14 protein-coding genes are annotated in these 21,408 nt (G+C 49.4%); 6 read left to right on the top strand and 8 right to left on the bottom strand.

Translation table 11 applies throughout. The features are described from left to right. The first annotated feature begins 35 nt into the window (after positions 1–35). The 3 genes from DP091_RS08710 to DP091_RS08700 all read left to right on the top strand — a co-directional run bounded on the left by DP091_RS08710 (position 36) and on the right by DP091_RS08700 (position 7,945). On the top strand, positions 36–1,556 hold the full coding sequence (locus tag DP091_RS08710) for an ABC transporter substrate-binding protein (protein WP_113057955.1): 1,521 nt from the start codon (positions 36–38) through the stop codon (positions 1,554–1,556). A 129-nt stretch (positions 1,557–1,685) separates the two neighbouring features. After that, positions 1,686–4,466 (top strand): endo-beta-N-acetylglucosaminidase, encoded by a 2,781-nt coding sequence (locus tag DP091_RS08705; protein ID WP_113057954.1) that lies wholly within the window; start codon positions 1,686–1,688, stop codon positions 4,464–4,466. A 365-nt stretch (positions 4,467–4,831) separates the two neighbouring features. Continuing rightward, entirely contained in the window at positions 4,832–7,945 is a 3,114-nt protein-coding gene (locus tag DP091_RS08700; RefSeq protein ID WP_373456906.1) for an ATP-binding response regulator, read from the top strand. Between the two features lie 100 nt (positions 7,946–8,045). Here DP091_RS08700 and DP091_RS08695 read toward each other — a convergent pair whose 3' ends face one another. Continuing rightward, on the bottom strand, positions 8,046–8,741 hold the full coding sequence (locus DP091_RS08695) for an MIP/aquaporin family protein (RefSeq protein ID WP_113057952.1): 696 nt from the start codon (positions 8,739–8,741) through the stop codon (positions 8,046–8,048). Between the two features lie 270 nt (positions 8,742–9,011). Beyond that, a complete protein-coding gene (locus DP091_RS08690; protein WP_113057951.1) occupies positions 9,012–13,379 on the bottom strand; it encodes an isopeptide-forming domain-containing fimbrial protein in 4,368 nt (1,455 codons plus the stop codon). A 602-nt stretch (positions 13,380–13,981) separates the two neighbouring features. On the opposite strand from DP091_RS08690, the gene DP091_RS08685 reads away from it, so the two are divergent. After that, positions 13,982–14,581, top strand: a complete 600-nt coding sequence (locus tag DP091_RS08685; protein ID WP_306438100.1) for a class D sortase — start codon at positions 13,982–13,984, stop codon at positions 14,579–14,581. A gap of 49 nt (positions 14,582–14,630) precedes the next feature. On the opposite strand, the gene DP091_RS08680 is transcribed toward DP091_RS08685, so the two are convergent. From DP091_RS08680 to DP091_RS08665, 4 genes are read right to left on the bottom strand one after another with little or no spacing between them, the layout of a single operon-like run. After that, positions 14,631–14,885 (bottom strand): hypothetical protein, encoded by a 255-nt coding sequence (locus DP091_RS08680; RefSeq protein ID WP_113057949.1) that lies wholly within the window; start codon positions 14,883–14,885, stop codon positions 14,631–14,633. After that, positions 14,876–15,481: a response regulator transcription factor gene (locus DP091_RS08675; RefSeq protein WP_113057948.1), complete on the bottom strand. Its 606-nt coding sequence runs from the start codon at positions 15,479–15,481 to the stop codon at positions 14,876–14,878. Before DP091_RS08675 ends, DP091_RS08680 begins: the two co-directional genes overlap by 10 nt. Next, a complete protein-coding gene (locus DP091_RS08670; RefSeq protein ID WP_113057947.1) occupies positions 15,478–16,599 on the bottom strand; it encodes a sensor histidine kinase in 1,122 nt (373 codons plus the stop codon). The genes DP091_RS08675 and DP091_RS08670 overlap by 4 nt, the downstream gene beginning before the upstream one ends. 17 nt (positions 16,600–16,616) lie before the next feature. Further along, positions 16,617–17,753, bottom strand: a complete 1,137-nt coding sequence (locus tag DP091_RS08665) for a DUF418 domain-containing protein (RefSeq protein ID WP_113057946.1) — start codon at positions 17,751–17,753, stop codon at positions 16,617–16,619. A 260-nt stretch (positions 17,754–18,013) separates the two neighbouring features. Between DP091_RS08665 and DP091_RS08660 the strand changes: the two genes are divergently transcribed. Together DP091_RS08660 and DP091_RS31290 are read left to right on the top strand one after the other, a co-directional pair. Beyond that, entirely contained in the window at positions 18,014–18,586 is a 573-nt protein-coding gene (locus tag DP091_RS08660; protein WP_181469754.1) for a hypothetical protein, read from the top strand. A 39-nt stretch (positions 18,587–18,625) separates the two neighbouring features. Further along, entirely contained in the window at positions 18,626–18,802 is a 177-nt protein-coding gene (locus DP091_RS31290; protein ID WP_181469753.1) for a hypothetical protein, read from the top strand. A 136-nt stretch (positions 18,803–18,938) separates the two neighbouring features. Here the strand turns inward: DP091_RS31290 and DP091_RS08655 are convergent, their stop codons facing one another. Beyond that, positions 18,939–20,384 (bottom strand): DEAD/DEAH box helicase, encoded by a 1,446-nt coding sequence (locus DP091_RS08655; RefSeq protein ID WP_113057945.1) that lies wholly within the window; start codon positions 20,382–20,384, stop codon positions 18,939–18,941. A gap of 442 nt (positions 20,385–20,826) precedes the next feature. After that, a complete protein-coding gene (locus tag DP091_RS08650) occupies positions 20,827–21,261 on the bottom strand; it encodes a VOC family protein (RefSeq protein WP_113058002.1) in 435 nt (144 codons plus the stop codon). Positions 21,262–21,408: the final 147 nt, after the last annotated feature.

Raw genomic sequence — 21,408 nt, 5'->3', positions numbered from 1 at the left:
AGCATTAACCATTAAGTGATACAGGGGGAAAACACATGTTTAAGAAAAAGGTTTCTATACTGTCCCTTGCTCTTGTGCTTCTGCTGACGGTCGTATTGTCGGCTTGCGGCAGCAAGGAAGGCGCTAAGTCCGGCGAGCCTGCGAAGGAAGAGGCAGCCGTTCAGAGCGACGGCACGGTCGATGTTTCCAAGCTGGATCCGGTCAAACTGAAAATGTACATGATCGGGCCAAACCAGAAGGATCTTCCCGTGGTTCAAGAGGAAATCAATAAATATTTGACGGAAAAAATCAATGCAACGCTCGAGATCAGTATGATCGACTGGGGCGATTACAGCCAGCGGATGCAGGTTATTACAAGCTCCGGCGAGAATTACGACATTGCCTTCACTAGTTCATGGGCGTTCGATTATCTGCCAAATGCAGCGAAGGGCGCATTTAAGCCGCTGAATGATCTGCTTGATCAATATGGAAAAGGCATTAAGGAAGCGCTGGATCCTCGTTTCTTGGAAGGAACGAAGGTCAATGGCGTGAACTATGGCATCCCGGCCAACAAGGAATTGGCACAACAGTTTGTATGGCGTTTCAATAAGAAGTATCTGGATAAGTACAACCTGGACATTTCGAAAGTGACAACACTTGAGGATCTGGAGCCGCTCCTGAAAACGATTAAAGAGAACGAGCCTGCGGATATTACACCGCTTGCCGTACCAAAAGGCTTTAAGCCTTACTTGCCGGTCGACTTCCCGCTTGGTGATGAAATTCCGATCGGGATGTACCTTGACACCAAGGACTTTAAATTTGAGAATCTGCTGGATTCACCTGAACTGAAATCGGCTCTGACCACGATGCGCAAATATTATAAAGCGGGTTATGTGCGCGAGGACGTAGCGACGCTCGACGGCATTGATAACATCAAAACCGGCAAATGGCTCGTGGACCGCGAGATTACACAGCCATACGCGGAGCTCGGCTGGTCCAGAAACGCGGGATATGACATTGTGACAAGACCGATGCATGATCCGGTCATTTACACCAGCTCCGCTGCGGGCTCGATGATGGCGATTTCTTCGTACTCCAAAAATCCGGAGCGGGCGATGATGTTCTTGAACCTGCTGAATACGGATGTGAAGCTTCGGAATATGATTCAATATGGTTTGGAAGGCACGCACTACAAGAAGCTTGAAGGACCATACATCGAAGATATGCCTGCTATGCAGGAAAGCTATGCCATGCCTGGATTTGCGCTCGGCAATATGTTCCTGACGTATCTTCATGAAGGCGAGCCTGAAGACAAGTGGGAAGCATTTGAGAAGTTTAACAGCTCGGCTGTGGTAGCTCCTACGTTCGGCTTTAACTTCGACACGGCTCCGGTAAAAACGGAGGTTGCGGCCATCACCAACGTAGCGAAGGAATTCATTCCTGCGCTGTACACCGGCTCCATCGATCCTGAAGAATACTTGCCAAAAGCAAAACAAAAATTCCAGGATGCTGGAATTGACAAGGTTATCGCTGAAGCTCAAAAGCAGTTTGATGAGTGGAAGGCTCAAAACAAGTAATCCATAAAAAGTGTATGAGTGGGTAGAAACGGCTGATCTAAAGCGGCCGTTTCTCTCTGTCATTCCTTCTTTTAGATGGAAAACGCATTTGTTCACCACGAAATCATGAAATAAACAGGAGGTTTTCCCATGAAACGAATCAAACCGGATTATTTAACGAAAGCCCAGTGGAAACGCAGAATGACGGTATGGATGAGCACGGCAGTGCTGGCCGCGTCCCTGACGGGTTTTGCTGGAGAAGCCGAAGCAGCACAGCCTCACTCGTCATATTGGTATCCGAACACGCTGCTGGAATGGTCGCCGTCCACGGATAAGGATGCGCTATTTAATCGGGGAACGGTTAAGTTGGAGGATCAGCGTATCCAGGGTCATAAGGTAAACAGCAATGCCAAGGAGGAAGTGAAGGTTTTATCGATCGCATCCATGTATCCAAGCACAAGCGGAGCTCCTTCCCAAGGCTCGGAGAAGTTCCATACCTATACGTTCAGCAATTGGCAGTATATTGACAAGCTGGTGATGTGGGGCGGCTCGGCAGGCGAAGGGTTGATCGTTCCGCCAAGCGCCGATGTGATCGATGCGGCGCACAAGAATGGCGTACCTGTTTTTGGAACCGTTTTCTTGCCGCAAACCGAGCATGGAGGCAAGATCCAGTGGATGCACGATCTGTTAAAGCAGCGGGAGGATGGATCCTTCCCGGTTGCAGACAAACTGATTGAGGTTGCCACGTATTACGGATTTGACGGCTGGTTCATCAATCAGGAGACTCAGGGCGGAACGCCTGAGGATGCCGCCAAGATGGCCCAGTTTTTAACGTATCTTCAGCAGAAAAAAGCGCCGGGCATGGAAGTGATCTGGTACGATTCCATGATCAAGGAAGGACCGGTGAAGTGGCAGGGCGCGTTGACGGACCAGAACGAGATGTTCTTCCAGGCGGGAAATCAGCGGGTTTCCGACCATATGTTTATCGATTTCCGCTGGCAGTACAAGGATGAGAAGAACGGCAAATACGACTACATTACTCCGTTCCTGAATTCCCCGGCCAAAGCGGCGGAGCTTGGCCGCAGTCCGTATGATTTATATGCCGGCATCGACGTGGAGGCGAAGGGCTACGAAGGCAAGTTCAATTGGCCGGTTGTGTTCCCGGATGGGAAGAAAGCCACGACTTCACTTGGCATTTATCGTCCCGATTGGGCGTTCAACAGCTCCGAAACCCATGAGGAGTATATGAAAAAGGAGCAGATCTTCTGGGCGGGACCTGGCATGAATCCTGCTAATACCTCGCAGCCTGAAGGGACCGATCCGCTCGCCTGGAGAGGGATTGCGAATGATGTGGTGGCCAAAACCGTGCTCACCGATTCCGAATTTGTCACCCATTTCAATACCGGGAACGGCCATATGTTTGCGGTGGACGGTAAAGTGATGCGGAGCAGGGACTGGAGCAATCGGAGCCTGCAGGATATTTTGCCGACCTGGCGCTGGATCACGGAAACCAATGGCAAGGGTGAAGCCCTCAAGCCTGGATTTGACTTCAGCAAATCTTACTACGGAGGCAGCTCGCTTCAGGTGGCGGGTGCCGTAAGCAAAGGCTCCTCTACTCATGTCAAGCTGTATAAGGCGAATATCCCGGTAGAACCGACGACGGAAGTATCGCTCGTCTATGCGGACAATGCGAAGGACGCCAAGGTGAAGATTGGGTTGGCATTCTCCGATGCGCCGGATCGGTATGAATTTTTCGAGCCTGGCAAGTGGACCGTCACGGGTGCCGATCAGGATTGGAAGCAGGGCAGCGTTAAGCTGAACAAGTATAAAGGCCGCACGATCGTGGGAATCTCGCTGCAATTCGAATCAGCCGCGGATATAGCGGATTATCGGGCGAATATTGGAAAACTGGCCGTTACTCAGGTGAACGATAAGGCGAAGAAACCGCACCAGGTGACCGATCTTCAGGTCATCGATAATGATTTCCGCGACGGAATATATGGAGATGCGCGATTGTCTTGGAAGGCACCGAAACAGGCTGAGGACGTGATGTACTACCAGGTGTACCGGGTTCATCCGGACGGCAAGTACGAGTTGATGGGCATGACGGGGAATACGGTATATTACGTGCCGGAAATGAAGCGGATGCTGAAGGAGCAGGCAACCAAGATGGTCGTGATTCCGGTAAACCGCCATTACGAACAAGGAAAAGCATCGTCGGTAAGCTTGGACTGGCCGGAATATCCGAAGCCGGTTGCAGCCTTCAAAGCGGATAAAACGCTGATCGCACCGGGAGAAACGGTACAATTCACAGATCTTTCCTCGGAAGTGACGGAGTCCTGGAGCTGGAGCTTCCCGGGCGGACAGCCAGCATCCAGCACGGAGCAGAATCCTAAAGTGACCTATCCGGAGGAAGGAACGTACGAAGTGACGCTAACCGCTACAAATAGCGTTGGCGAGGACTTGGTTCGGAAGAAGCTCATCACGGTTACACGGGAAGCGGAGAATGGCGTGGGCAACCTTGCTCTTGGCAAGGAAACATCAGCATCCAGCTTCGTGAATGAGAAGGAAGCACCTGCATTTGCGGTGGACGGTAACGACGCCACCAAGTGGTGTGCTGTTGGAGACGGGCCTCACTGGCTGACGGTGGACCTGGGAGCCGAGCATAAGCTCAGCGAATTCGTGATCAAGCATGCGGAAGCCGGGGGCGAGCCGGCCGCGTTCAATACGCGGGCATTTACCATTCAGGTAAGCTTGGATGGCAGGGAATGGAAGGACGCGGTATCGGTCAAAGACAATACGAAAGCGGTCAGCAGCCATGCCATCGAACTCACCTCCGCACAGTACGTGCGTCTTCAAATAGAGAAGGCGACGCAAGGCGGGGACACGGCTACGCGGATTTATGATTTTGAAGTACTGGGCTTGAAATAATTCGGAGAACTAGAAAGGGCGTTTCCCATAAGGGGGACGCTCTTTTTTTGTTGTCTATATAGTTTGTGTCCCGTCATAGAATCGCTGTCAATGCCCTAGGCCAGCCTGTATAGATTTTGTATAGATAGGGTTGTTAATCTAATGTAGGACAATTTTTGGATATTGAACAATTGACGCGTGCAGCGGTAAGAGTATTAATTGCATAGCTGCTGAAATTACTAAATTGAGCAATAAATAATGAAGCAACTTAAAACAACCATTGATGGCATGGAAGTCGTCAATGGTTGTTCTTGCATGGAGCAGTGCCTACATTAGAATGGATTAGGAGAGAATACTTCTTGGCAAACGACTCACCCATATACCAAATGAAAAAGAGTCATATGATCTTGTTAATAGGGTTATTGTTAGTCATTCTATCGAGCCTGCGTATGGTGTGGATGGTATTGTTGCCTCATCAAGAGCAGGTGTCCATTACGAACGGGCAGCTGGATTTGCGTCATTGGAATGCAGATGATGGCGGCGTGCTCTTACTTGATGGGGAATGGGAGTTTTATCCTTCACTATGGTTGCTGGATGGTAGTCGTCGGCAGCGTGTGTCAGCCGAGATCGAGCCAAAGCTGATTTCGGTTCCGGGAGGATGGAACGAAGCTTTGCATAGTGAAGAGCCGACTCCATATGGTTATGCGTCCTACCGCCTGCGTATTAAGGTAAACCCGAAACAGAACGTTAATTATAGTATTCGTGTACCCAGCGTACGCACGTCATCCGAATTATATGTAAATGGACGACTGCTTGCTAAATCCGGGCAGGTGGCGAAAACAAAGGAAGAATATACGGCGAAGAACCTGCCTTACTCTACAAGCTTTACAGCAGACAAAAACGGCGTCATCGATGTAGTGATTCAGGCGGCAAATTATGTGGATAGTCGAGGCGGCGGCATTGCCAGGTCCATTAAATTCGGTTCGGAAGAAGCCGTCGCACAGGAAATGAAATTCTCCGTTTCCATGCAGACGCTGGGAGCCATTATATTTCTTATGCATTCGGTGTATGCACTTATTTTATTTTTGCTAGGAAATAAAGAGAAGAAGCTGCTTTATTTTTCCCTGTTAACACTATGCGTAACCATTTCCAGCCTGTTTAGTAACGATGAAAAGCTGTTTCATCAATTATTTTACATCGGCAGTGATTGGGATTTTCGGCTGTCCAACGCCGCTTTCATTGTCGGATGCTATGCGTTGCTGGAATGTACGGATCATCGTGAGCTCCCTTACTGGCGCAGGGTATATCCGGTTTATACCGTAATGGCTCTGGGGACTGCCGCGGTTACGTTATTTTTAGCTCCGCATCAGGTGATCATGCTCTTCCCGGTTTATTTTCTATTGGGGTGCATCGCGGCCGTAATCACGATCATAGCCATCTTAAAAAAAGTAATCCAGGATATAAAAAGCCATCTGTTACTGCTCTTTTCTATGCTTGCGCTGGTTCACAATTTTTTTTGGTCGTTATTCTGGCGGGAGAGCGGTTTGAGCATTGTCCATTATCCGTTTGACCTGATTATATCGATGGGGTGTTTGGCCTCTGTATGGTTTAAGGCTTATTTCATCATGCATGCTAACACCAAGGAGATTGCCGCAACCTTGCAAAGAGTGAATGACCATAAAGATCAATTCCTGGCGAACACGTCTCATGAATTTAAAAATCCGCTTCATAGCATCCTTAACATGTCACAGTCCGTGCTGAACAGAGAAGGGCATTTGTTACAGGATCGAAGTGTCAAGGAGCTCGAAACGGTACTATCGGTAGGACATCGGCTAACATTTATATTAAATGATTTGATTGATGTGATGAGTCTGCGGGAAGGCAATCCCCGTTTACAGGAAAAAGTCGTATCGATTCAGCCGATCGTAACGGGAGTCATTGATATGCTGCAATTTAACGCAGAGGTGAAGTCCGTCAACATCGTAAATCAGATTCCTGAGGATTTTCCACCTGTTATTGCGGATGAGAATCGGGTGATTCAAATTGTTTTCAATTTGCTTCATAATGCCGTGAAGTATACGAATGAAGGGGTCATTTCGATTCAAGCTTTGGCCGAAGACGGAAGAGCGTATATTGTTATAGCTGATACCGGGATCGGCATGGATGAGGACATGCTGAAGCGTTTATTTCTTCCGTATGAGCAAGCCAGCGCTAGCGAGACCATGATTGAAGGCGGCTTTGGCTTAGGCTTAAGTATAAGCAAGCAGCTTATTGAGCTTCATCGAGGTACGTTAGAAGTATCTTCTGTTTTAGGAGAAGGCTCGAAATTTACATTTTCGTTAAAGCTTGCGGAATTGAGTGCGGAAGATGAGGAGCCTGTTTCTAACTCATTCAAACCATTTACATTACAACCAGCGCTGACTCAGGAAACTGCCCCCATCATCCTGGATAAAGAGGACATCCCGTCAGCGGCAAAACCAACAACCTCTATTGCAATGAATCGTCATCGTCCGATCTTATTAATTGTGGATGACGATCCTGTTAATCTGCAAGTGCTCGAAACCATACTACCGCCTGATGATTATGATGTAACGATGACAACGAGCGGTAAAGAAGCGTTGGCTATGCTGGACACGAGGGAATGGGATCTGGTCATCTCCGATATTATGATGCCGCAGATGTCGGGCTATGAGCTGACACGAAGAATTCGAGAGCGGTATACGCTTGCCGAGCTCCCGGTGCTGCTCCTTACCGCAAGAAGCCAGCCGAAGGATATCCAAAGCGGTTTTTTAGCAGGAGCAAACGATTATGTGACAAAGCCGGTAGAAGCATTAGAAATCAGATCGCGGATTGAAGCGCTAACGACGGTTAAACAAACGGTTCGGGAACAATTGCGATTGGAGGCGGCATGGCTGCAAGCCCAAATCCAACCTCATTTCTTATTCAATGCTTTAAGCGCGGTAACCGCTTTGAGTGACATTAATTTGGATAAGATGCGCCATTTGCTTGATGAGTTCAGTAATTTTCTAAGGTATAAATTTAGGTTTCAAGATACGGATGGACTTGTTTCGATTAAAGAGGAATTAAGTCTAGTGCGTTCATACTTATATATCGAAAAGGTCCGATTTGAAGAGCGGCTGCAGGTCGTTTGGGAGGTAGATGATTGCGAAGAGTTACAAATTCCTTTCCTTTCGATCCAGCCTTTGGTTGAAAATGCAATAAGACATGGCATTATGAAGCGCACTCGCGGAGGGGAAATACATATTCGAATTTCTGTCCATGACACGCTTACAGAGATAACGGTTCAGGACAATGGGATCGGCATGGACGAAGTTCAATTGCAACGGGTATTGGAAAGAAATGCAGACCGCAGCTCAGGAGTCGGCCTGATCAATACGCATCAGCGCTTGAAGCGGCACTTCGGCACAGGACTTCATATCAAAAGCACGTTGGGTAAAGGAACCGAGGTAACTTTTTACGTGCGCAGCGAACCGAGGTAAGAGTAATTTTATACGATACAAAGAAAGCCGAAGCATGGAAGCTCCGACTTTTTGGAATTGGAAACGCATGAAGATGAAGGCGTCCTTTATAGGGAATATGTTACGCTTGTTTCCCCTTAGGTTTACTATTCAGCAGCTGGTATACGGCAACGGCCAGCGCTGAGCCGACGAGCGGGGCGATAAGAAACACCCACACCTGGGATAAGGCCTGCCCGCCAAGCAGAAGGGCCGGGCCCAGGCTTCTTGCAGGGTTAACGGATGTTCCCGTTAAGGCTATACCTAAAATATGTACGAAAGCGAGTGTCAGTCCGATCACAAGGCCGGTTACGTTTCCGTTGCTCTCCGTAGAGGTTACGCCCAGGATCGTATAAATAAATACGAAGGTTAAAATGATTTCGACAACGAATGCCATAGTGGTTGAAATCCCGATTCCATACCCAGGGCCGAAACCATTCTGACCGAGCCCCGTTGCGGGCATACCCGCGGAGACGATGATGGCGTACAGAATAGCAGCGCCCGCAATGGCACCGGCGATCTGCGAAACAACGTACCCGATGAAGTCGGTACCGGTTAGCTTACGTTTAATAAGCATGGCAAGCGAAACCGCCGGATTGATATGACATCCCGAAATCGGACCGATGACGTAGGCCATCGCTACGATAGATAGTCCGAATGCCAATGCAATGCCCAAATGGCCGAGCTCTCCTCCCGCCGTAGCGGCACTTCCGCAGCCGAACAGAACAAGCACCAAAGTTCCAATGAACTCGGCAGCGTACTTTTTGAATGACGCGTTCATAAATTACCTCCTAAATAATTAAAAATCGATTCTTATTATAAATGAGGCAAATAGACAAAAACTGGACATAGCGCGGAAGGGTGAATAAAAATGGCCCGCAAGAGATCACTTATTCCAAAGTGCCTCATGCGGGTCATTGACTCATACTTATGGATTTAATCTCCTTGAAAAACGAGCTCGGATACTTCACTTCCGGATAGTCCTTAGTGGGACCAGCCAGAAGCTTACTCTCGATTCCGCGTAAATGCTGGTTGAACAGCTATTATTCGTCTATACTTTTCTTTTTCTTAGCAGTAGCAAGCCTGCAAGCAGGAGGATGCATCCCGCTAACATGTAGCTGTACATATTCGTAGCCGTGTTCGGTAATTTATTTCCGTCAGGCTCGTTCGCTGCCTGATCTCCGGACTCAGCCGGATCTCGTGGAGTCGAATCCGATGCGCCTAATGTTGAATCGTCATGATCTTCCGGTGTTTGTGCCCCGGTATTCGAATCCCCGTCGGAATCTCCATTCGAGTCTTCATCCGGGTTCCCGTTGGAATCTTCATCCGTGTCTTCGTTCGTGTTTCCGTTCGGGTCTTCATTCGAATCGCCGTCGGAATCTCCCGTTCCACCCGGGTTCGTAGGATTTCCGCCACTGTTCTCGTTGTCCGTCACTTCGATGACATTCGATGGCTTCTCCGGACTTGTTACGTTATCACCCGTGACTTCACCGATGTTTACGATCGATTTGCCGGCTTGTCCCGCCTTGACGGCTGCCTGGAACGCGATCGTATGCCATTCGGTATCCGTAATCCGGCCAAAGTTACCGCTAACTTTGCCGTTAACGTATTGACCTTTGTCGCCATCAGCGTTATCGGTTACGGAAACGCCGTCCACCTCCAGGCTGCCTGCTACATACGCGAGCCCTTCCGGCAGGCTGTCGGCAATCACAAGGTTCGACACATAGCTGCCGGCAACGGTATTCCGTGCCGAGATCGTATACTCCAGCGTGTCGCCTCCCGCGATGCTGCCGCCACTTAGATCACGCGACGTCTTCCGTGACTCGATGACTGGGGAAGGCGGAGTCGGTGGTGTTACAGGCGGTGTAACTGGTGGATCCGGATCTACCGGCGGATTGACTGGCGGATCGATTGGCGGATCTACCGGTGGGTTCACCGGCGGCGTATCGCCTTCCTCAACCACAATTTCATTCGTTGGCCGGCTCGGCTGATCGATGTTGTCCCCGGTAATCTCTCCGGTATTTCGGATCGATTCCCCTGCGTTTGATACGATCTTCGCCCGGAACTCGAGCGTATGCCATTTCGTATCCCATACATCCCCGACATTACCGACGACCTGACCTGAAGCATAATGTCCTTTGTCGCTATCCTTGTCATCGGTTACCGAAACGCCGTCGACCTTCAAGCTGCCCGGAATATATTCCAGACCGGCCGGTAGCGTATCGGATATCATCAGGTTGGCCATATACGTATCGCCTATTACCGTTCTTGTCCGTATCGAATAGATAGCGGTATCGCCCACTTCGAATGTTTGCTTGCCCGCTTCAAGGTTTGTTGCAGACTTCTCCGATACGATGACCGGGTTCCGCGGGTAGACCTTGACTTCTTCTTCCGGCCTACTTGGCTCGTCGAAATTGTCGCCGCTGACGTCGGCAATATTTCGAATATCCTTGCCGGCTTGTCCGGTTTGGATCGTCGCATGGAATTGAAGCTCATGCCACTCCTTATCCCAGATGTCGCCGAATCCGCCGTACACCGCGCCGGTTACACCGTATACATCCCCGGTGACATAGTGACCGTTATCGTCGCTTTCCTCATCGGTGGCGGTTTTGCCATCCACTTTTAAGGAACCTGGTACGTATTTCAGTCCTGCCGGCAGCGTATCCGTAATTTTCAAATTCGAGATATAAGCGTCGTCCGTCACCGTTCTTGTCCGAATGGTGTAGACAACCGTATCCCCGACTTCAAAATGGGTTTTGCCCGCATCCAGATTTTCTGCGAACTTCTCCGATTCTACAACCGGATGGCGCGGATAGACCTGAACGACTTCCTCGGCATTGCTCGGCGTGCTTACATTCTCGCCGCCGGCGACGGCGGTATTGCGAATATTCTTGCCGGCTTGCCCGGTCGCGATGACCGCTTCGAATTCAAGCGTGTGCCACTCGGTATCCGTGATGTCCCCGAACAGGCCGATCACTTGACCATCGGTGTAAAAACCACCGTCTTGATCGCTCTCGTCATCCGTGACGGAGACGTCGTCTACCTTCAAGCTGCCCGGTACATATTGCAGTCCAGCCGGCAGATCGTCGGAGATGACCAAACTGCTGACGAAGCTGTTAAGGGCCGTATTCCGTGCCTGAATCGAGTACCGAAGCGTATCGCCCGGTTCAGGATGGTCAGGGTCCGTGTTTCCAGCCGCCTTGGTCTGAAGGACAGCCTTTTTGTTGGATTCCAGAACAGGAGGATTGAAACGGACCGGTGTGGTGGTTTCGTTCGTTTCCTTTTGTTCCGTATTGCCTGTTAATAAGTTGTTGTAACTGATTTGAGCTTTATTCTTAATTTGCTGATTGGCGGCGCTCGCTAACACCTTGACTTTAAATTGCACGGTCACGCCATCTGCCAATTGGCTCGTATTGGCCAAGTCGCCAAGCTGAATGCTGACCTGGCTGCCGTCAAAGCGACCTTCGTCGGTATCGTCCGCATCCGTCAGGTCCTTGGTGGTCGAGCCTTGGGTTAATTTCATAGAACCAGAGACGTACTCCGTTCCTGCCGGAATCAAATCCGTTACGCTTGCATCGGCAGCGATGTCTCCGCCTTCGTTCTTGATCTGAATCGCATAGGTTACTTCATCACCCGCATTCACTTCTTGTGGAGATGCGGTCTTGTTGGCCGTCACACACGGTGCCGTTCCAAGAAAGATGTCATCGATGAAGTTTCCTGCACCAATGCTCGCGCTTGCTGAGCTCACCGCCTCAAAGCCGAAGCGAGTGACCTTTTGACCAGCAGGAACTGTATACGTGCCTGTATAGGTTCCCCATGCTTTGTTGCCATCCGTCATTTGATCTTGGACTTTGGTGTCGTACGGGTTAGCCGTTGCTGCCCCAATACGAAGCTGCATCGTGTCAACCCCATTCCGCCCCATATGGGATAGGCGCCAATATATGGTTTGTCCAGGGGTTGTCTTCACATCCTGATACAGCATCCCGTTTTCGAAAGCATTGAGTTCTGCCCATTTCCCGCCATCAGGGGGATCTGGCCAGTTCTTTACAACCGAAGGATTATTTCGTGCCCAGTCCCATAGCTCAATGACCGGATAACCGTTAGCATCGTCCGTGGTCTTCCATCCAGGTACTTCGGATTCATAATAGTAAAGCCCGGACGTATTAACAGCAGATCCTTTGACAGCGCCTTGTTCAAAACTGCCGTTAATCATCGCTACTGGAGCCGGGCACACATTGGCTTCGCCGACTATTGACGTGCTCACTTCATTTGTAGCTACTTCTTCTGATTTGTTTGTCAAGAGGTTGTCGTATTTAATAATGGCCTGATTCTTTGTGACGATGCCCCCATAACCGGATAGTATCTTCACTTTGAATTGAATGGTTTTCCCTTGAGGCAATTGGGTGTCATTTTGCACCTCACCCAAATCGATCACGATCATGTCGCTGCTGCTATCATAGTGAGAATCGTTGACCGGTTTGCCGTCCACCACAATAGAGCCTAGAACCAATTCAGTTCCAACAGGAATGCTGTCTTCAAAAATTACATTTGCTGCGGCGTCGCCGCCATTGTTTTTGACCGTTACTTCGTACGTTAATTCTTGACCGGCAGATGCCTCTCCCTGTGGAGATACTGTTTTATCTGCAATGACGCAAGGCTCTGTTCCGAGGAAAATATCATCGATGAAGTTACCTGCTGCCGGGTTGCCGCCAGTGGATGAGACGGCTTCGAATCCAAAGCGTGTCATCGTTTGGCCGGTCGGAACGACGTAGGTACCGGTATAATATTTCCAAGCGTCCTTACCCGTCGTTAGTTGGTCGACAATCGGAAGAACCTTCGGATTCACATCAGCTGAGCCGATCTTAACAGCCATTGTATCCACGCCGAATCTGCCCTTATGTGCCACCCGCCAGTAAATCGTTTGCCCTGGGGTGGTTTTAACATCCTGATATAATTGAGCAGGCTCTCGACTGTTCAACTCCGCCATTTGCTGCCCATGAGGCACAGCATTCTTAAGGCCTTGCCCATCTTCAGTAGAACCGGGCTGGATTTTATCCATTAAGTCCTTATTAAAAATTTCAAACAGTCCCGTTGAATCTGTTGTCTTCCAGCCTGGCACGTATTGACCTTGGACCGAAAAATAGCCTGGGCCGGTCGAGAATCTTGGATCGTTAGCCGCATACACCGGCTCCTCAAAACTGCCATTGATCAGTGCTACTGGTGCAGGGCACGTGGCTAGAGGAGTAATACCGGAAGTAGCCGTCCATGCGGCATCATTAGATTCCGTGTTTTCGGCTCCTGCAGCCTCCACAGGTACTGTCATTACAGGCTGTAACCCGCCAAGAATAACTAATAAGATGGAAAATTGAATGAAAATCCGTTTCAATACGGTTTTTCTTGCCGAGCGGGTAGAATGCAATTTTGTCTCCCTCCAATCATTATGTTTTTGGATCGCCGGAGCCTTAGTGCGATATGCTTATCTCCTGTTTCCGGCCCACTCCTTTTCACCTCCAAATTTATACAATTTACCGTCAAGTATAAGCTAGCTACCATTTATCGACAATATTCCCGTGGCACCATATATAACCAGCGGAGAATGGACGTTTGGCCCATACCATGATTCGACAAATAACTACAAAGTTGCCGTGTAAAATAGGTAGTCTGTATAGGGATGTTGGTCACCGGATGGCTTCATTGGATAACGCTGGAATGACGTTTCCAGTGGGGGTTAGCGACTGGACGAAGCCCCAATCTAATATAGATTCAGGTGAGCAAATCCTTAATACAGAGAGGGGGATACTGCTAGGGGGATATATTACTTTTGGCTTATTATGCTGCAGAAGTATGGCCTTCGCTGGATTTTATAGATAAGAAACAGTAAGATATCCTTGTAAAAATATAGAGGATAATCAAACTCTTGTTGGCTATTTGTTTCATCCGGTTGTTTCATCCGGCAGTCATCAATTGAGATATTAACGCAGACTGGAGGGAGAGAACATACGAAGAATAGTAGGTGCGCTCTTGCTGCTCGCAGGTATGGGGATCGTGACTTTCGCTGTCATTCAGTATGTCGAACACCAGGCAAACTTGAAGGAAGCTATGGCGGAAGCAAACGAACTGATTCGCCAGTCAAACACAATAGATGCTTCGAATGAACGGCGTGCGGATCCTATATCCTATCACGATCAAGTGATCGACAAATCCAAGTTCGATCCGAAACCAAACGATGTGATCGGAATGCTTCAAATCCCGAAGCTGGAAGCAGAACTTCCGATCATCGAGGGCACGGATGAAGAGATGCTCGAGAGAGGCGTCGGGCATTACAGCGGTACCGCTTTTCCGATGGATAACGAGCAGATTTTGCTGTCCGGGCATCGGGACACCGTTTTTCGGGATTTCGATAAGCTTTCGGTAGGGGATCATTTTATCGTAAAGCTGCCTTATGGTACCTTTGAATATGAGATTAAAAGTACGGATATTGTAGATAAAGACGATACATCGGTTATTCGTTCTATGGGTACCGAGGTGCTGGTCATTTCGACCTGCTATCCGTTTCGCTTTGTGGGCAATGCGCCGGAGCGTTATATTTTCTATGCTTACCCGGTCGGGGAACATGGATAGATTGGGACATAGACTCGCATTGCCTTGTACTCTTTAAAAAACAACGCAGCTAATGAGGCTGCGTTGTTTCAGCAACTAAAAAATGTACACTTTCGGGCTTTTCGCACCATATCGTGCCTTGGTGCTCGATCAGGTTGGCTAATTCCTCATACTGCCCGGTCTCCATGAGCCGTGGAATCTCCGTTCCTCTTCCATAGGCGGTCGTCAACCGCTGCCAGGGAATGCTGGTTACCGATTGGGACAAAGCGTTCATTTCCTTCACATCGTAAAGAAGCTGCATGAGTCCGAGGATGTTTACAGCCACCCGTTATCCTCGGCGATCGCCACGGCCTGCTGCCGGGAATCGGCCTCCAGCTTCTGTATGGCGGAGGAGAGGTAGTTGCGAACGGTGCCTCTCGTCAGGAACAGGGCTTTGCTGATGTCGCTGGTGGTCATGCCTTCCTTGGTTAAGCGAAGCATTTCGATTTCCCGTTCGCTGAGCGGATTCTCCTCCTTCATGAAGAGCGCGGCCGCCAGATCGGTGCTCACAACCCGCTCGCCCTTCATGACCCGCCGAATGGCTTCGATCAAGAAATCGATCGGCTCATCCTTTAACAGATATCCCTCTACTTGAGCGTCCATTGCTTTTTGCAAATAACCCGGGCGCGCAAAGGTCGTAACGATTATGATTTTGCAGGGCAGACCTGCTTGACGTATGGACTCGGCCAATTCCAGGCCGCTGATATGAGGCATCTCGATGTCGAGCAGGCACACGTCCGGCTGATGCTGCAGGATCGCGTCCCAGGCTCGCTGCCCGTCCGGCACCTCGGCAACGACCTCGATGTCATCTTCGAAATGAAGCAATGAGGCGAATGCACCGCGAAGCATTTTCTGATCTTCCGCAATAACGATTCGAATCATGAAGCGTCCTCCTTTTCATGCCGGCGAAGCGGGAGATTCAAGGATACCCTGGTGCCTCCCTCAGGCGATGGGGCGATGGCGAAAGAGCCGCCAAGCGTCTTCATCCGCTCCATGATCGACGGGATGCCATTTCCGTCGCCGTTCCCCGCCAGCCCCACGCCGTCATCCGCGATATGGATTCCGAAAGCATGGTCCTTCGTTTCCAGTCTGATCGTGCACCGCTTGGCATGGCTATGCTTGATGATATTGGTCATGGCTTCCCGGACGCAGAGCGCAAGCATCGTTTCCTCCACGCTGGATAACAGCGGGAGCTTCTCCGAATTCTCGATGCTCAGCGAAATTCCTGCTGTATGCAGCAGTTTGGCCGAATGCTCCAGCTCGCTTGCCAGCGAGATGAATTTCATATCGGATACCAGCTCCCTTACTTGCTTCAGGGCCTTTCGGGTGGTATCGAGAATCTCGCTTAGCTCCCGCTTGGCTTGGGCAGCATCCTTATCCACCCATTTCGTTGCTAGCTCGCTCTTCATTTTGATCATCATGAGCGTCTGCCCCAAGGTATCGTGGAGATCCCTGGCGATTCGCTGCCGCTCCTCCTGCTGGATATACTTTGCAATCTGCTCGTTGGCTTCGTCCAGTTCCCCTTGCAGGCTTTTCGCTTTCTCCTTAATGTAGATGACGATCGGATATATCGATTGAATGATCATGATCGGAAGGTAAATGGCATTGGACGTTTCGAGCAGCGGTTCCTTCCGGAATACGAACACCAGCAGGAATGATAGGGCAATGGCCCCGCTGCCGATGGCGATGTGCCCCTTGAACTTGGACCGGCCCAGCAAGTCGGCAAAAATAATCCCGAACATCAGGGTGCTCGGCCCCGTATATACCGCGAGCATGCCAATGGCGAACAGGCCTGTCAGCACGGCAGCGAGCAGCCAGCCGTCCCGGCGCCACAGCGCGATATAGAACGAAACAAGGAACAGCAGGAGCAGCAAGAGGCTGCCCCACAGTCCCAGCGCCGTATCCGAACGAAACACCTGGTAGCATAAGAATACGGTCAATACGACATCGATGAGCAAATAACGTTTAATCTGATCCCTCGGATACAGCTTATAGAACATACTAGCCTCCAATCCGGCTATCTTGATTCGAAGAAACCTACCGCCTGTTTACGGACGGTTTCCATGGGTCCCAGCTTGAAGCCGCGAAGCCACAGGGATGCCATGCCCAGCTGAAACGCGGAGATTACCAGCCAGACGGCGATAATGGCGGCCGAATTCAGCTTGCCGGCAAGGCCCAAGCCCCAGCCGTAGAATACGGCGGATGCCATGATGTTTTGGAGCACGTAACAGCTCAGCGACATTTTTCCAGCATTCTCCAGAAGGCGCCACAGCCACTCCAACTTCGTATATTGTATCATTCTCGCCAAAATTGCTATATACCCCATGGACATCAGCGGGGCGAATAAATAGCGCACCGGCAGATCGAAAGCGCCGCCAGGCACAAAAATAAGCAGGTTGAGCGGTACGCCTACATAGATCCCCAGCCTAAATAGCCTTTTCCGCAGCCTTTTGCCGTTCTCGTCCGGGGAGAATACGCCTGAGCGCATGAAGCGAATCCCGAGCAGGAACAAAAACACGTTGGTCGGTATCACGAGGATGGCTTCCATTCGCAGCGGAAGGAAGTTCGCCAGCCGATATTGGACTTGCTCCATCCAGGTTCCTTCCTGATAAAGGGCAACAACATCGTCAAAGCTGCCCAACGATACGCTTGCGCCGCTCGCCAGCATCAGTCCCGCGAGGGCCAGAATCGCAATAGCGAAGACGCTTCCGATTACGTTCATCGTACGTGCGATGAGCCGGTCGCCGCCCTTTACGATGAAAGCTGCAATGATGGCGGTTACTCCATAGCTCATTAAGATGTCATACTCCATGACCAATATAAAATGCAGCAGGCCTTCGAGGACCAGGAACAGGACGGCCCACAAATAAACGCCCGGCCATGGCTTTCCCTTGCGCTTGGCCTGCCGATACTTCATTTCCAGACCGACGCCGAACATGATGGTCAGCAGTCCGAGCAGTTTTCCGTTCACCAGGAATAAGACGATCATGCGAAGTAAGTCATTCGCTCCCCACCAACCGGAATGATCAAAGGTTGTAATGTAGCTGAGGTCCCCCGCATGCGCGAAGATCCAAATATTCGTCCCAAGCGTTCCCAGGATCGCGAAACCCCGTAAAATGTCCAGCAGGCGGATTCTGTCCTTTTGTGTTTTCATCTCCCATTCCTTCTTTCTTCTAAGTTCTCTTGTCACTTTATTGTAGGAACGATCCGTCCGGCGCAACATTCACACCTGTAAAGAGATCCGTATGACACGTGTCATAAATGTAGGGAAGGCGAACGGTGGTGTGAGATGGGGTTCTTGCTTTCCTGAAGGAGTTCTATTCAAGAGAGGGGGCGTCCAGGTTATCTAGGGATATGGCTCTCCTGGACTCTTTTATGATGATGAATGCCATTTATTCGCGAAGAGCGAACAAGTTGATTGTAAATGAAGGCCAAGGGCCGGATCGGCTGTCGAAGGCTTATTTGGCAACCGCCATAAACAACATCGAACACCTTGGATTTGCATTCTCATATCCACTATTACATGCTGTTCGTACCTTATCCAAGGAGCAGTTTGAAGCGTTTTATCAACCACTAATTGACGATTTAAGGGTGCTGGTAGGTGCGCATGTGAAATATGAGCCGATGTATCCTGCTTTCCCGAAACAGCTGATGGATGAGGAAGATGCCGAGCTTTATCTGAATGCCATCTATCATTATCTTACATGGGATATGCCTGAGTATGGGCTTGAGGAGAGGCCTCCGCTGCAGGACGAAGTCAAACTGAAAGTCATTGAACGGGGGAGCAAAACCGATTTTTATGACATGATTCGTCAGCTTATCCAGGCTAAAGGCTCCATCTCCCAAACAGATAAAGAGGATATTGAGGCCGTTATCGAGCATGCAAATCCCGTTGAACTGGATGCCATCCTTCCTCCCGAGATTCCATTCAAGGAGAATGCGGGATTCGTGGCAGCCTCATTAATGAAGCATGATAAGGGGGTATGATCACGACTGGCACAGGGGAATCAGAAGGGGATGGTTTTGATGGGGAAAGCCATGACAGCCCTACGGAAGCCCGATCTGTACGATCTTTTCATGCTGCATGCGAAGGCAAGAGGAGAGTCGGTAGATACAGCGGATCAGGCGGAAACGATCTTTTCGGTGGAACAGGGGGTTACTCCATTCGATATTGAGCAGATTATGGCGGAGTATGTTGTTTGATTCGAGTTAATTAAGATTAATAGAAGGGGAGCAGCTTATCACTGCTCCTTATTTTAGGGATTTTATACGAGTCCAATACAGAAGGGTGACCTCAGCACAATGTTAAGATCACCCTTGTTAGGACAAATTCAACTTTTTATTTATTCCCTTTGCGCACCTTTAGCAGTTTGCCTTTGACCGTCGTGTTCTGCATCATTTCAAGCACAAGCGGTCCTTTGCCGTTCAGAATCTCAACATCGGTCACAAAATCGAGGATCGTAATAATCCCGATATCGTCTGCAGTTACCCCGTCAAGCTTAGCAATCGTCCCAACAAAGTCTACGGCTCTTAGCTTTTTCTTCTTGCCGCCATTGAAGTTAAGCTTCATAATTTGCTTGTTTAATTGCTCGCGCTTATCTTTTTTCGGTTCGGGCTTAAATTTTAGTTTCCGTTCAAAATCTTCTCTATGGCGATCCACTTCCTGTTCGGAGGGAGCTTTTATTTTCGGAATCGCGAATCCAATATACATCTCAATCTCGGCTAATCGTTTGAGATCCTTCGGCGTGACGAGGGTAATCGCTTTACCCGTCTTGCCTGCACGACCTGTACGTCCCGTCCGATGAACATAGCTTTCTTTTTCAAGTGGAATATCGTAATTGATAACATGGGTAATATTCGAGATATCGATACCCCTGGCGGCTACATCGGTCGCAATCAAGTAACGGAATTGTCCTCTTCTGAACGCATGCATGACCTCGAATCGCTGTTCCTGCTCCATCCCACCATGAATACGATCACATGAGTAACCGAGATTAGCCATTTCTCTGAATAGGTTGTCCACATGCTCCTGTGTACGGCAGAAAACAATGCAGCTGTCAGGACTCTCAACAATGAGTAGATCCTGAAGCAATGCTAGCTTGTCCGCCTCCTTCACCTGAATAAGAGCGTGTTCAATCGTTGCCGTCGTAATACCGCTCGCCTCGATCTCTATTTGGGCAGGATTGTCCATATATTTGCGTGCCAGCTTGGTCACATCCTCAGGAAACGTAGCGGAGAATAACAAGGTAACCCTGTCACGAGGCAGGGCTTGAATGATCGACTGAACTTGCTCAATAAAGCCCATATTCAGCATCTCATCGGCTTCATCAATAACGAGATAGGCCATCCGCTCTAGCGATAGCGTGCCGCGTTCAATATGGTCCAGCACACGCCCAGGTGTACCTACAACGATATGCGTTCTTTGTTTTAACTCGGCTTTTTGGATATGAAAAGGATGCTTCCCAAAAAGAGGGGTCGCCTTAATCCGCTTAAAGCGCCCGATATTCGTAATGTCTTCGTTGACTTGTAACGCAAGTTCGCGGGTTGGCGCTAAGATTAATGCCTGCGGCTTATTCTCGTTCCAATCCACTAGCTCGCAGAGCGGAATTCCATACGCAGCTGTTTTGCCGCTGCCGGTTTGCGATTTAACAACAAGATCCTTCTTCTTAAGCAAAACAGGAATGACTTTTGTCTGAACCTCTGTGGGTGTCTTATAGCCCAAGCTATGGAGCGCTCTCACAATCTCTTCACTTAAAGGATAATCTGTAAAATGCTTCTCACTCATCTTTAACCTCTTCTACGTTATATTCGAATATCTATATATACAGACTTCCACCGTACATCTATCATATACTCATCCATTATAACCTGGATCCAATGATATGGATCGGTACATTCATGAACGAAAAAGCCCTTAGATAACTATAACCGTAATTCGGTTGATGAATACACAACGTATAAAAGATTCGGTCCTTATATCGGGCACTACTTTCTTTCCTGCTTCCGTTAGGAAGCCTGCTTGATCTAACCGTCGGACACGCTCTTTATTGAGCTCTGACCAGTCCAGCCAAAACATAAGGCTTCCTCAACCAAATCCAGATAATTTACGGAAGGATTCGTTTGATCGACCAACAATGATTTTCAGCACGGTGACGATCGCTTAACCACTTCAGCTCATCATGCCGAGTCTGCACATGTACCGTCTTATCGACTTCCATGTTTCTGGGTCACCCCCGGCTTCGTGAATTCACGATCTCTAAATAATGAGCATTGTACATAATTCCCAGCACGTTGCCGAATGGATCCGTGACGGAAGCCGTGATGAATCCTTCTCCCCGGTGTACGAGAGGTTCGTACTCTACAGCACCCATGGATTTTAATTGGCTGAGTGTGGCTTCTATATCATCGACATGCCAGTACATGATCGCTCCGCCGGGGCTGGACGTTGGTTGTGAAGGGGCAAAACGGCGATCGATGAGACCCAGCTCGTGCTGGTAGTCTCCAATCCGAAATTCGGCATAGGCCAGTTGACCATCGGGCCCCGAACGTTCGAAATAAGGTGTTATACCCAGCAGATCCGAATACCAAGCCTTTGCCGCTTCCATATCGTCCGCCCAGTAACTGATGGTCGCAAATCCTCGCAATGTTGGGTGTGTGCTCATCATTTATTTTCCTCCTATAACCCGTTATGGTTGGTTTTATAGCTATTATGAACTGCGATGACTGACGGCATTATGTCAGTGTTTTGGTTTTTAAGCGTGGGAATATTCCGTTAACAGCGATAGGAGCTATCATTTTAATGATATGGG

This window comes from Paenibacillus sp. MDMC362 (assembly GCF_003269305.1).
Classification (GTDB): domain Bacteria; phylum Bacillota; class Bacilli; order Paenibacillales; family Paenibacillaceae; genus Paenibacillus_AQ.
Note: the sequence above shows the minus strand (reverse complement) of the source record. Positions and strands in the feature narration are given on the sequence as shown.

Bases quoted from the DNA above. Each gene is read 5' to 3' on its own strand.
- DP091_RS08655 (WP_113057945.1), bottom strand. From the start codon at position 20,384: ATGAGTGAGAAGCATTTTACAGATTATCCTTTAAGTGAAGAGATTGTG.
- DP091_RS08695 (WP_113057952.1), bottom strand. From the start codon at position 8,741: ATGAACGCGTCATTCAAAAAGTACGCTGCCGAGTTCATTGGAACTTTG.
- DP091_RS08710 (WP_113057955.1), top strand. From the start codon at position 36: ATGTTTAAGAAAAAGGTTTCTATACTGTCCCTTGCTCTTGTGCTTCTG.
- DP091_RS08700 (WP_373456906.1), top strand. From the start codon at position 4,832: ATGAAAAAGAGTCATATGATCTTGTTAATAGGGTTATTGTTAGTCATT.
- DP091_RS31290 (WP_181469753.1), top strand. From the start codon at position 18,626: ATGGGGAAAGCCATGACAGCCCTACGGAAGCCCGATCTGTACGATCTT.
- DP091_RS08675 (WP_113057948.1), bottom strand. From the start codon at position 15,481: ATGATTCGAATCGTTATTGCGGAAGATCAGAAAATGCTTCGCGGTGCA.
- DP091_RS08670 (WP_113057947.1), bottom strand. From the start codon at position 16,599: ATGTTCTATAAGCTGTATCCGAGGGATCAGATTAAACGTTATTTGCTC.
- DP091_RS08665 (WP_113057946.1), bottom strand. From the start codon at position 17,753: ATGAAAACACAAAAGGACAGAATCCGCCTGCTGGACATTTTACGGGGT.
- DP091_RS08650 (WP_113058002.1), bottom strand. From the start codon at position 21,261: ATGAGCACACACCCAACATTGCGAGGATTTGCGACCATCAGTTACTGG.
- DP091_RS08705 (WP_113057954.1), top strand. From the start codon at position 1,686: ATGAAACGAATCAAACCGGATTATTTAACGAAAGCCCAGTGGAAACGC.